Origin of the sequence: Haematospirillum jordaniae (assembly GCF_001611975.1) — a bacterium.
In the GTDB taxonomy this organism is placed as follows: Bacteria; Pseudomonadota; Alphaproteobacteria; order Rhodospirillales; family Rhodospirillaceae; genus Haematospirillum; species Haematospirillum jordaniae.
The window spans coordinates 1,467,338-1,479,615 of record NZ_CP014525.1 but is presented as its reverse complement, the minus strand read 5'-3'; the positions used below and the strand labels follow the sequence as shown (position 1 = coordinate 1,479,615).

Below are 12,278 nucleotides of genomic sequence, written 5' to 3'. Positions count from 1 at the left end.
ATCCTCGCAGCAGGATATGCGCAGCGAATCTGCTCTGCTCCCACAAACAGGAGATCTCCGGCTTGGTGGATGAAGGTCAGATTGACAAGGCCAGCCCTGCGCAGGAGGATCTGTATGCCTCCATGCAAGAGCTTGTGCTGCCACCCCGGGAGCCAGCACAAAACACAGAGCTTGGCAGCATAACGGGGTATGTCATTACTCTCGGCCTAAGCTTTCTTGTCACTATGGCAACGCTTCTAACGGTTTATCTTTCTGACACACGTCAGGAAAGCCGTTTCGTAACCGGACAAAGCCTTGAGAACAGTGCCCGTGAAGCAGAACTGGCACTAACCCAATTTGTGGGGCATCTGGAACGAGCTGCAGTTGCAGTGGAGTATGGAACCCCAACCCCTGGCACAACGCCCCCCAGCACGGAATACAGCCCTCTCCTGCAACGAATCATGAAGCGCGAGGCTTCTCTCGTCAGCGTTGTTGTCAGCGACAGAGGGGGCCTTATTCACCATGCCTCCTTGCCCCAGATGGTCGGCACACAGTTTGAATACAGTGAAATGGCCATGGATGAACTGCGCAGTGATCGTTCGCGGCGGGCTGTTCTAGTTGGTCCTGTACGGAGTTCACTAGGCCGCATGGTTGTCATGTATGTACATGCCCTGCATACACCGGATCGCGCTATTCGCGGCATGGTTATACTTACATTTCCAACCCATGCCTTCACAACGTTGCTGGCTCCCCTGCGCCCTGACCATCCCAGCGGCAAGCTGACCCTTCTTGACTCCGGCTTGACAATCTTGGCCCAACTTCCAGACCGGGATGCCGATGCCGTCGGATCATCCAAGGCTGATTTTACCCAGCTCGCGCAGTTCGCGGCATCAGATAAACTTGAGTCACTACTAGAAACCACGGGAAGATCCGGGGGCCATGACACATTGATGATTGCAGCGCACAAGACATCCGTGCTTGACTTGACCATTCTGGTTGAAATGTCTGAAAGCGATGGCTTGGCATCATGGCGCCTCAAGGCCTTCGGTCTGTCTTTGCTGTTCTCTGCTGTTGGGATCATGCTCACTGTTCTGATTATCTTCATTCTCAGGCGGTCCTTGGCATGGAGGCAGCAGAACACGGAGATGGGGCGGAACATACAAGTCTTTCTCAAGGCAGAGGGAATCGGGGATCTAGGCAGCTGGACAGCCGTGGAAAACGGCAAAATCAAATGGTCCGATACAGCCTGCCGTATTCTTGGCTACAGAGAGGGGAGCATAGGCCCCCTAGAAATGGCCGTGGGATCTCATGGCACAGAAGCAGAAATGCTTGCCGAGGCCATCTCTGCGGCAACCCGTGGCGCCCCCTTGGACCTTGTGTATCGGTCCCACAATGGGTCTAGGGAACTGTGGCTTCATATCAAGGCGGAACTTGTCTTTGATGATCAAGGCAAACCGGTCAACGGAACCGGTATCATCCAAGACATCACCTGGATCCGTTCTTCTGAAGAGAAAGCACGGGCAACGGCACACCGTTTCCGCGAAATTCTGGAAAATCTGCCTGTCCCGGTATGGTGGAGCAGCCATGAGAAAGGGCGGAAACACTTCAACCATGCTTGGACAGTGCTGACGGGCATGCGACCAGATCCGCTTAACCCGGATGAATGGATGGCAGCTATACACCCGGAAGACCGCCGCACAACACGGTCACTGCTTCAGATCGCCTTCGAGAAACACGAACCCTCATCCATTCGCTTCAGGCTTCGCAATGTAGATGGTTCCTACATCCTCATGACCTGCTCCCTTACGCCATTCAGCGCAGACGAGGGAGACGAGAAAGAACGACGTGGCATTATTGCGGTATGCATGGAAGATCGTAAGGTGCAGCAGAAAGAACTGTCAGCTGCACCATTCATCCCTCAAAAACAGGAAACAAGACCTCCGTCGACAAAAAGCACATGACCTGTCACGTAGCTTGATGACGGAGAAGACAGAAAAACAGCCGCACTGGTCACTTCATCCGGACGCCCCCACCGCCCCACAGCCGTACGACCGGCAAGCCACGTAGCAACATCCGGATCCGAAGACATTTCTCGGTTCGTTTCTGTGGCAAAAAAGCCCGGTGCCAAGGCATTAACAGTAATACCCTGATGCCCCCACTCCATCGCCAAGGCCCGGGTCATCCCCGTCAAGGCCGCCTTGGAAGCCGTGTAAACCGCATCACCCCGTCTGGCAACATGGGCTGCAACAGACGTAACGTTGATGATGCGGCCAAACCCGCGCTCTGCCATTCCCGGAGCAACAAGACGCGCCAACGAAAAGGGAGCAATCAGATTTGCCGCCAGCATAGCTTCAACATCTTGGTCGGTAAAAGCCTCTACTGGGCGACGATCACGCATCCCAACGGCATTGACAAGGATATCAAGCCGACCACTTTCCCGGAATACGGACTGAACAGCCTTGTCACGCTCATCCTTGTCTTCAACAGCAAACACAAGCGGCCGACTTCCCGGAACACGGTCACACGCAACCTGCAAAGCCTCTCGGTCACGTCCACCCATCCAGACAACAGCACCAACAGACGCAAGCCCAACCGCAATCTCAAGGCCCAGACCACGGGATGCCCCCGTGACAAGGGCAACCCGACCCGTCAGGTCAAACAAAGGCAAGGTCACTGACTGTCACCCTCCTCACCGAGGAGAGCAAGACGAACCATGCGCGCAATATCAACGGCAGCATTCAGGGGCGGATGGCCCCAAGTAGAAAACGTATCTTTCATCGGTTCAGCAATACCAAGTGCATAAAGGTTCCGGTGCAGTCGGGCATGCTTGCGCGATACCAGACCGGTGGGGGCATAAATAAAAACAGGTGCCGGGCTGGCACAGGCTTCCGAGACCATGCTGACCGAATCTCCGGTTACAACAATGGCATCGGCCAGAGCAAGATAGCCAAAATAGGGATTCTCATCCCGACTGCCCCAGCGAAACGAATGACCGGGTGCCGGAAGGGCCGCAAAAAGCGCATCCGTCGCATCGCGCCCAGTTCTTCGGGACGTAGTCACAACAAGCGACCCACCCGCACTGGCAACCATGGATGAAACATGCTTGCCAAGATCGGTCGCCATCTTTGGTGTAAAGGCCTTGCGGCGGGTTGCTCCCCCGACAATCAGAGCCACGACCGGCCCCCGCAAATGCCGCAGGCGATCACGCCAGCGCGCCCCCTCGACCGCAAGTCGCCCTTCGGTCACCCGGTGGGGGGCACCGGTAATCCGCATCACATTGGCATACTGGCCAAAAAGATTATCGTGTGTCGGCACGGCGACCAGATCAAAGTCGGAAATACCGGGCACACCAGGCCACATAATCTGGCAGAGGAAGCACGGCTTTCCCGCGCGCCGCTTGATCCAGCGCGCAACAGGAGCCGTACGACGTCCGGCAGCAATAACCAGATCAGGCGCCTGATCCGGTGTCAGCGTTGTCTCCAATAGAACACGGCTTTCATTGCTGATGCCAAGCAACGATGCCCCACGCAACAAATTGGGCATGTGACCAAGGGCTGTATAGTGTATCGGACGAACCTCAAAGGGCCAGCCAAGAGCTTCGGCAACACCAGTTGCCTGGCTGACATTCCCAGCCCGGTCATCGGTCAACACCCAGACGACAGGATCCACAGGATCCACCAGCCTTGCCCCCTGTTCATGAGGAAACGACGGAGCCGCCGCAAAAGGCGCCCTGCCCGCGCGACCGGAAGACACACGCCCCCCTGTATGGGAACCTCGTGATGACCCCGATGCACTTCCCCGCGATTTTTGCGGCGGAACTTTCATTTTGCCCAGCCCTGAAAGAATGGCACAAACATACCATCACACGAAACACGGCATACGTTACGAAACTATATGACACAAAATGTACAAAAAGAATACTCCGTAACCAGCCTCTTGCTGCATATAACGTCTACCCTGACACGAAGTTCAGGTTCGCGACACATCCGCCTTGGTACCGACACGGACAGACGGATGTATCCGTGCCACGCACCAAAACAAACACCAGATCGCGTAAGCAGAAGGTTTTGAATTGTTCGATACTACCAAAAGCTTTACAAAGTCCGTGCCTTTCAGTCTTCAAGCGCAAGGAACAGCCATGGATGCCATCCGCACCCCGGACAGCCTGCCCACAGCCACAACTGTTTCCCGGATTTTACTGGATATCGGGGCCGTTCACTTCCGCCCACGCGAGCCTTATACCCTGACATCAGGCTGGGCAAGCCCGGTCTATATTGACTGCCGTAAGATCATTGCCTTTCCGCGGGCCAGACAAAAAATCATCAGCCTGGCAGTAGAGCATGTGGAACACAGAATTGGCTTCGACAAGCTGGACACCGTTGCCGGGGGAGAAACAGCGGGTATCCCCTATGCTGCTTGGCTGGCTGACCGCCTGAATCTGCCCATGCAGTACGTCCGGAAAAAACCGAAAGGCTTTGGACGCATGGCCCGAATTGAAGGAGACCTGAAAGAGGGACAGCAGGTTCTTCTGGTGGAAGATCTGGCGACAGATGGTGGGTCAAAGATTCACTTTGCCCAAGCCCTGCGTGAAGCCGGCGCGCAATGCCACCATGCACTGGTTATCTTTTTCTATGGCATTTTCCCCCGGGCTCTAGACCACTTGTCACGGGAAGATCTGGAGCTACATTATCTGTGCACATGGCACGATGTACTGCAAACAGCCCTGAAGACCGACAGCATCACCCACAACGATGCTGTAGAGGTCCAGAGTTTTCTTGATGATCCCAAGGGCTGGTCAGCCGCCAACAAGGGGCGGGCAGCCTGAAAGAGCACGGTGGGCCATGCCGGTGTGTATGGCCCACCGTCTGATTATTCACTGTTTGTTCTCTTTATCACCTTGATTCCTTTGTCCTGATATTCCACTGTAAGCGAGCGTGGTGCCCTTCCCCTCTCTTGGAATCTTCGGATATGCCTTCCCTGTTGCTGGATGTCTTTCTTGTTACCTTGAGTCTTGGCTGCGCTGCACTGGCCAGCATCCTGTGGCGCAACTCCGCCAAGATACGGGAAACCCTGTCTGTAACCGAAAACGAACGCGAACGCCTGTCCGTGGCCTGGCATGAGTCCGAGTGCACCCGTGCCGTCCTGCAGGAACGCATATCGCACCTTGTCGATCTGGAAGACGAACTCAGGCAGCAACATGCCTTGCGAAGACATCTGGAGCAGGAACTTGGCTCACTCCGTGAAACAGCAGGGCGACTTGAAACGGTTAACCAGGAACAGAAAGACCGCCTTAGTGTAGCGGAACGCATGAGCTCCCAGATGACAACGAAGCTGGAGCATCTGGAACGCGAACGTGCCGACCTGCAGTCCAGACTGGCCGTTGTCACCGAAACACTGGAACAGGAACGTCGGCAGGCCAACGAAAGACTGGCCTTGCTCAAGGATGCCCGCGACCAGATGGGCAAGGAATTCAGGGTTCTGGCCGAAGGCGTTATAACCCAGCACAGCACCACCTTTACCCGCCAGAACCGGGAACAAATAGAAGCCATCCTAGCCCCCATGCGCCAGAAGCTTTCAGAATTCCAGCAGGGACTGCAAAGTGCCCACGTTGAAAGCAGCAAGGACCGCGCAGCACTGGCCGAGCAAATTCGTACCCTGACAGAAACAGGGGCACGGATGAGCAGTGAAACCCATAACCTGACACAGGCATTAAAAGGCAAAAGCAAAACCCAGGGCGCTTGGGGGGAAATGGTCTTGACCTCTATCCTGGAACGATCCGGCCTGAGAGAAGGCGAGGAATACCAGAGTCAGGAAACCTTCACGACCGAGGATGGCAAACGGTTGCGGCCTGATGTTGTTGTCTACCTGCCAGGCGGACAAAAGGTCATTGTCGACAGCAAGGTATCGCTGACCGCTTTTGAAGCCTGCATTAATGCGGAAACCGATGCTGAACGTACCGCCCAGGCCAAGGCTCACGTGACATCCCTGCGCAATCACATTCGCGACCTTTCGGGCAAGACCTATCAGAACTTGCCCGGCATCCAGCTGGATTACGTCATCTTGTTTGTTCCCATAGAGGGGGCACTGGCCCTAGCGCTACAGGAAGAGCCCGAACTGACGGCCTGTGCGGCAGAAGCCAATATTGCCATTGCAACACCAACAACCCTGATGATTGCCCTGCGTACCATTGCTGCCGTATGGAAAGTGGAGCGGCGCAATAGCAATGCAGAGGAAATCGCAGCCCTAGCCGGCAAAATGTACGACAAGCTCACCGGCTTTGTCGAAGACATGCAGATGATCGGCACCCGCCTGAACCAGACCCATAAAAGCTATGATGCCGCCATGAATAAACTTTCATCCGGACACGGGAACCTGCTGCGGCAAGCCCAACGGGTCTACGAGCTGGGTGGAAAAGCATCAAAAAAGCTGCCTCCGGAGCTTGTTTCCGAAGATACCCCTGCTCCGTTGCAGCCCGCATTGCCACCTGCCAGCACCGAGATCACCCCTCAGAGGCAGCATACCTTGACAACGGGGATATGAATCGCATCGGTATGCGCGACGCTATTCTTGGCTTGATGGCTAAGTGCGCCGAAAACGGTTGCAGTCTGCCGCGTTCGATTATCTGATGAACTGAAAACGCTCCTGCATGCTTGTGGTGGAGATTGTTCCTTGTCATCTGATTCACACGACCGCCCCTACTCCCCGTTTGCCAGTTCGGCTGAAGATCGGCGCACAATCGATGAAGAAATTGCCAGAGACCGTACGCCGCAAAACAGTTCCCCCAGTTACCGCTTGGCTTTTACGGACCTAGACTTCCTGACCACGCGCGACCTGCGCCCCGTTCGGCTGCAGCTGGAGCTGCTCAAGCCCGAAGTGTTGCTTCAGGAAGAAGGCATTGTTTCAACCGTCGTTGTTTTCGGCAGCGCGCGGATCCATGAGCCCAAGGTCGCACAAGCGGCCTTGCAGCAAGCTGAAAAGGCAGCCTCGGCCAATCCCGACGATGCCACAGCCAAACGCAATCTGGCCATTGCAAAACGCCTGGCTGAAACCAGTCGCTACTACGATATTGCACGTACGTTTGCCCGCCTGGTGTCAGAAGCAGGAAGTCAACCCGGCCGCCGCCGTTATGTTGTATGTACAGGTGGGGGCCCTGGCATCATGGAAGCGGCCAACCGGGGGGCTGACGATATTGGTGCTGACAGCGTTGGCTTGTCTATTGTTCTGCCGCATGAACAGGCACCGAACAGCTACATCACGCCCAAGCTCTCGTTCAACTTCCACTATTTTGCCATCCGCAAAATGCACTTCCTGATCCGGGCCGAGGCGCTTGCCTGCTTCCCCGGTGGATTCGGAACCATGGACGAGCTGTTCGAGGGACTAACCCTGATTCAAACCCACAAAATCCAGAAGATTCCTGTTCTTCTTTTCGGAGAAGCCTGGTGGCGACGGGTGGTGAATTTCGAGGCCATGGTCGAGGAAGGCACAATATCACCCGAAGATCTGGACATCTTTCGCTTCGTCGAAACGGCAGAAGAAGGATGGAAAGCGATTGAGGACTTCTACAGCCGCCATCCGAGACCCAACGGCTGGGGCGGCGGATAGGCAGAGCGCAATACAGCCCCCCGTCTCAGGTGACAGAAGACACCGGCGCTGAAACCTTGCTGCCGACTTCCAGAACCCCACCCGTCACAACCTGGGCCAAAACACCGAAATAACTGTGCCCGAACCCGCGCTGCAGGGACCGCACCAAATTGAGGTCCACAAGACCCTGTGCAGGATCCACGTTGGCAGAGGGGCGACATTCCGCAGGCTGAACGAAACGTAGGCGCAACCCCTTCCCCACAATGATTTCACGTCCGATCATGGACAGCTCAACCCAAGCCGGCAACCCTGCCAGTATCAGATTGGGACGAAAACGACGTGCATCAAGGGAATGAGCGGCAACACGCTCCAGATCCGTCAGGCTGCTTTCCGAGACAACCGTCAGCAGCGTCCCACCTGCCAAACCGGACAGCTCATCACCCAGATCGATAAGACCGGCATCCGGTTGACCAGGGTCATGAAGAAAGGCGGAGAAAAAATCCGATATTCTGGCGCGACCAACAACGGTTGACAAATCAGCCCAAGCCACCTGCCGGCCATCACGCTCAATCGTCAGCGTCGAAGCCCCGTCAATCCAACGCGTTGTGAGAAGGGCCAGACGCGGCGTATTGGCCAAGGTTACAAACTGATTCTCGGTCAGACGTACGCCCGGCAGAGAAACAGCCAGTGTCCCGCCACGGACAATGGCATAACGACGATCGCCGGGTATTCCCTCGCTTGGCCGCAACAGAACCCGCCGCAACGGATCGGCGCTTAATCCCTTGACCGGATACCGGCATATGTGCGCTACAGTCGCCTTCATATGACAATTCTCCTTTTATTTGCGCAAATTGTCAATTATCCACAATTACAGGCTGTTCTCTTCTGATCCCCCTTGCGGACAACTGTTTTTACTCCCTATGTTTTTCCTGTGTCGCCGCACGTCGGGGCACACATCATTGTTCGGCTGAGCATTCACATCGGCTGAACCGTTACCGTCGCTCATCACGAGGACAAAGACATGGATTTTGAACACTTTACCGATCGATCAAAGGGATTCATACAGGCTGCACAAACCATAGCTCTCCGGGAAAATCACCAGCAGGTTGTCCCTGAGCACGTGCTGAAAGCTCTTCTTGACGATCGCGAAGGGCTGGCCTCGAACCTGATAGACAAGGCTGGTGCCGATGCCGCAAAGGCTCGTGCCGGGGTTGACAGTGCAGTCACAAAGCTGCCCCGCGTACAGGGGGCCTCGCAGATGTTTTATGCCCAGGATCTCTCACGCATCCTAGTCACCGCACAAGAACTGGCTGAAAAGGCGGGAGACAGCTTTGTCACCGCAGAGTACCTTCTTCTGGCCATGGTCGCACGCACCGGCACCACCGTGTGTGACATTCTGACCCAAGCCGGCCTGACCAGCGAAAAGCTGGCAGCTGCCATACGGGAGCTTCGCAAAGGGCGGGTTGCAGACTCCGCATCAGCAGAACAGCAGTACGACGCCCTGAAAAAGTATGCCCGCGATCTGACCGAGGCCGCACGGAACGGAAAGCTCGATCCTGTTATCGGACGCGATGAGGAGATTCGACGCGCCATTCAGGTTTTATCACGGCGCACAAAAAACAACCCTGTGCTGATTGGCGAACCTGGTGTTGGAAAAACGGCGGTTGTCGAAGGACTGGCTCTGCGGATTATCAACGGGGATATCCCGGAATCCTTGGCTGGAAAAAGCCTGATGTCCTTGGACATGGGATCCCTGATTGCCGGGGCCAAATTTCGGGGTGAGTTCGAGGAACGGCTGAAAGCCGTACTGAACGAGGTCACGGCAGCAGAAGGCGGCATCATCCTGTTCATTGATGAAATGCACACCTTGGTCGGGGCAGGCAAAACAGACGGCGCCATGGATGCTGCCAACCTGATCAAACCCGCCCTCGCACGGGGGGAACTGCACTGTATCGGGGCAACAACCCTGGACGAATACCGCAAGCACGTTGAAAAGGATGCCGCGCTCGCGCGCCGTTTCCAGCCTGTTTTTGTCGATGAACCAAACGTAGAGGACAGCGTGTCGATCTTGCGGGGTATCCGCGAGAAATATGAACTGCACCACGGTGTCCGCATTTCAGACTCGGCCTTGGTCTCTGCCGCCACATTGTCACACCGCTATATCACCGACCGTTTCCTTCCCGACAAGGCCATCGACCTTGTGGATGAAGCCGCAAGCCGGTTACGGATGGAAGTCGATTCAAAACCGGAAGATCTGGATGAGCTGGATCGCCGTATCGTACAGCTGAAAATAGAGCGGGAAGCCTTGAAGCGGGAAACAGACAACGCATCTCGCGACCGTCTGGTAAAGCTGGAACGGGAGCTTGCTGATCTGGAAGAAAAATCAGCGGAGCTGACCACACGCTGGAAAGCTGAAAAAGATACACTGGCCGGGGCAACCCGCCTGAAAGAACAACTGGACCAAGCCCGGATGGAGCTGGAACAAGCCTTGCGCGAAAGCCGCTATGAACGGGCCGGGGAACTACAGTATGCGGTTATCCCCGCCCTGCAAGCCCGGCTACAGGAAGCAGAGCACCGCGAAGACGGTAAAAACAGCATGGTCAATGAAACCGTCACCACCCAGCATATTGCCGGCGTCGTGTCGCGCTGGACAGGTATCCCTGTCGACAAAATGCTGGAAGGTGAACGTGAAAAGCTGCTGCGCATGGAATCCATGCTGGGACAGCGTGTCATCGGACAACACGAAGCACTGGTCGCCGTATCCAGCGCCATTCGCCGGGCCAGGGCCGGGCTGGGAGATCCGAACCGCCCGATGGGTTCTTTCCTGTTCCTAGGGCCAACCGGGGTCGGAAAGACAGAACTGACAAAGGCCTTGGCCAGCTTCCTGTTTGATGATGACAACGCCATGGTTCGTATCGACATGAGCGAATTTATGGAAAAGCACGCAGTATCCCGCTTGATCGGTGCACCGCCGGGCTATGTTGGATACGAGGAAGGTGGCGTACTGTCCGAAGCCGTGCGACGACGCCCCTATCAGGTTATCTTGTTCGACGAGGTGGAAAAAGCTCACCCCGATGTTTTCAACGTCCTGCTGCAAGTCCTGGATGACGGACGCTTGACCGACGGACAAGGCCATACGGTTGACTTCCGCAATACGCTGATTATCCTGACCTCCAACCTGGGCGCCGATATTCTGGCCGCCCAGCCGGATGGCCAGGATTCAGAAGCCGTACGCCCGCAGGTCATGGATGTGGTACGGGCCGCGTTCCGTCCGGAGTTCCTGAACCGGCTGGACGAGGTCCTGTTGTTCCATCGGCTGGGCCGGGGTCATATGACCGGTATTGTATCCATCCAGATTGACCGGTTACGCAAACGTCTGAGCGATCGTCAGATAGAGCTGAGTGTCAATGCAGAGGCTATGACATGGTTGGCCGAGCATGGCTATGATCCTGTTTATGGGGCCCGTCCCTTGAAGCGCGTGATTCAGAAGCAACTGGAGAACCCACTGGCCACGCTGTTGCTCGAAGGCAGAATCCGCGATGGAGACACCGTGGCTGTAACAGTCAACGATGGTCATCTGATGCTGAACGACCACACGGTTGCGACAGAGCAACCAGCGAACCCATCCTCGACTGTACACTGAACAACGGTGGTCCGGGGCATCAAGGCTCCGGACCGGCACTGTCTTGCACTATGCCAACCCGTCAACAATAATACGAGTAGCTTGTGCCACGATATCATTACGCCAGACAGCCCCACGATAATGCTGGGTCGTATAAACAGACACAATCACAGGCTTCCTGCCGGGAGGCCATAGCACACCAATCGCATTGGCTGTTCCATAAGACCCACTGCCTGTTTTGTCCCCGACCATCCAACCATCGGGAACACCGGCGCGTATGCGGGATGCTCCCGTTGTGTTGCCTTTCAACCAGTCCTGTAATAGGGCACGATGCGTATCTGACAACACGTCACCAAACAAAAGATGGTCCAGGCTTCGGGCCATGGCTACTGGTGTCGAGGTATCACGGAGATCACCGGGAATAGCCGTATTCAGATCTGTCTCCCAGCGGTCCAGACGAAAATCCATGTCCCCTGTCTGACGCATAAAGGCAGTAACGGCATCAGGCCCACCCAGAATCCGCATCAGAAGATTGGCCGCCGTGTTGTCGCTGTACTGGATGGCTGCGGCACACATATCCCGCACGCTCATCCCGGAATGCACATGCTGCTGGGCCACAGGTGAATGAAAGACAAGCTCTTCCAGAGGGTAAGATATCACCCGGTCCAGAAGTCCGATATCCGATGTACTACGGTGCAAAATTGCCGCAGCCAGAAATGCCTTGAATGTACTACAAAGCGGGAAACGCTCTTCGGATCGCCATGCAAGTGCAGCCCCACTGCTCGTGTCAAAAGCAAAAACGCCCAAGCGCCCGTCGAACGTTGATTCCAAGTCTGACAGACGCTGCACAGCATCAGCAGATGAGTGTTGTGCTGCCACTCCGTAAACCGGAGACAATGCAACAACAGAAAACAAGGACATCGTCTTGAGAAAAGAGCGACGACTGTACACAGCAGCCTGCATCATATGGTCTCCCGCATGGCAACCCGTCAAAGGAACGCGATATTAGACGGACCACATGGAAGTTCCACTCTTTTCAACGGCATAAAGAAAATGGAGGGGCAACGCGCCCCTCCACGGAAGAAGACAGCATGCA

At 55.7% G+C, this 12,278-nt stretch carries 9 protein-coding genes; 5 read left to right on the top strand and 4 right to left on the bottom strand.

Features of this window, described 5'->3' with window-relative positions:
- Positions 1-65: 65 nt before the first annotated feature.
- A complete protein-coding gene (locus AY555_RS06970) occupies positions 66-1,940 on the top strand; it encodes a PAS domain-containing protein (RefSeq protein ID WP_066135101.1) in 1,875 nt (624 codons plus the stop codon).
- Here the strand turns inward: AY555_RS06970 and AY555_RS06965 are convergent.
- Positions 1,898-2,653, bottom strand: a complete 756-nt coding sequence (locus AY555_RS06965; RefSeq protein ID WP_066135099.1) for an SDR family oxidoreductase — start codon at positions 2,651-2,653, stop codon at positions 1,898-1,900. The genes AY555_RS06970 and AY555_RS06965 overlap by 43 nt on opposite strands.
- Entirely contained in the window at positions 2,650-3,732 is a 1,083-nt protein-coding gene (locus AY555_RS06960) for a mitochondrial fission ELM1 family protein (RefSeq protein WP_245176895.1), read from the bottom strand. Before AY555_RS06960 ends, AY555_RS06965 begins: the two co-directional genes overlap by 4 nt.
- A 385-nt stretch (positions 3,733-4,117) precedes the next feature.
- On the opposite strand from AY555_RS06960, the gene AY555_RS06955 reads away from it, so the two are divergent.
- The 3 genes from AY555_RS06955 (at position 4,118) to AY555_RS06945 (ending at position 7,581) form a co-directional block, all read left to right on the top strand.
- Positions 4,118-4,804 carry an orotate phosphoribosyltransferase gene (locus AY555_RS06955; RefSeq protein WP_066135097.1) on the top strand — a complete coding sequence of 229 codons (687 nt, stop codon included), beginning with the start codon at positions 4,118-4,120 and terminating at the stop codon, positions 4,802-4,804.
- A 143-nt stretch (positions 4,805-4,947) separates the two neighbouring features.
- Positions 4,948-6,519 carry a DNA recombination protein RmuC gene (gene rmuC, locus AY555_RS06950; protein ID WP_066135095.1) on the top strand — a complete coding sequence of 524 codons (1,572 nt, stop codon included), beginning with the start codon at positions 4,948-4,950 and terminating at the stop codon, positions 6,517-6,519.
- 129 nt (positions 6,520-6,648) lie between these two features.
- Positions 6,649-7,581 (top strand): LOG family protein, encoded by a 933-nt coding sequence (locus AY555_RS06945; RefSeq protein WP_066135093.1) that lies wholly within the window; start codon positions 6,649-6,651, stop codon positions 7,579-7,581.
- Positions 7,582-7,606: 25 nt separating this feature from the next.
- Here AY555_RS06945 and AY555_RS06940 read toward each other — a convergent pair whose 3' ends face one another.
- Positions 7,607-8,383 (bottom strand): MOSC domain-containing protein, encoded by a 777-nt coding sequence (locus AY555_RS06940; RefSeq protein ID WP_066135091.1) that lies wholly within the window; start codon positions 8,381-8,383, stop codon positions 7,607-7,609.
- A 198-nt stretch (positions 8,384-8,581) separates the two neighbouring features.
- Here AY555_RS06940 and clpB point away from each other — a divergent pair, with 198 nt between their 5' ends.
- On the top strand, positions 8,582-11,203 hold the full coding sequence (clpB, locus tag AY555_RS06935; RefSeq protein ID WP_066135089.1) for an ATP-dependent chaperone ClpB: 2,622 nt from the start codon (positions 8,582-8,584) through the stop codon (positions 11,201-11,203).
- A 48-nt stretch (positions 11,204-11,251) separates the two neighbouring features.
- On the opposite strand, the gene bla is transcribed toward clpB, so the two are convergent.
- Positions 11,252-12,103, bottom strand: coding sequence for a class A beta-lactamase (gene bla, locus AY555_RS06930; protein ID WP_407646303.1), 852 nt, complete (start codon positions 12,101-12,103; stop codon positions 11,252-11,254).
- Between the last annotated feature and the right edge of the window lie 175 nt (positions 12,104-12,278).

Excerpts from the sequence above, each read along its gene's own strand:
- clpB (WP_066135089.1), top strand. The coding sequence starts at position 8,582 with ATGGATTTTGAACACTTTACCGATCGATCAAAGGGATTCATACAGGCT.
- rmuC (WP_066135095.1), top strand. The coding sequence starts at position 4,948 with ATGCCTTCCCTGTTGCTGGATGTCTTTCTTGTTACCTTGAGTCTTGGC.
- bla (WP_407646303.1), bottom strand. The coding sequence starts at position 12,103 with ATGTCCTTGTTTTCTGTTGTTGCATTGTCTCCGGTTTACGGAGTGGCA.
- AY555_RS06955 (WP_066135097.1), top strand. The coding sequence starts at position 4,118 with ATGGATGCCATCCGCACCCCGGACAGCCTGCCCACAGCCACAACTGTT.
- AY555_RS06940 (WP_066135091.1), bottom strand. The coding sequence starts at position 8,383 with ATGAAGGCGACTGTAGCGCACATATGCCGGTATCCGGTCAAGGGATTA.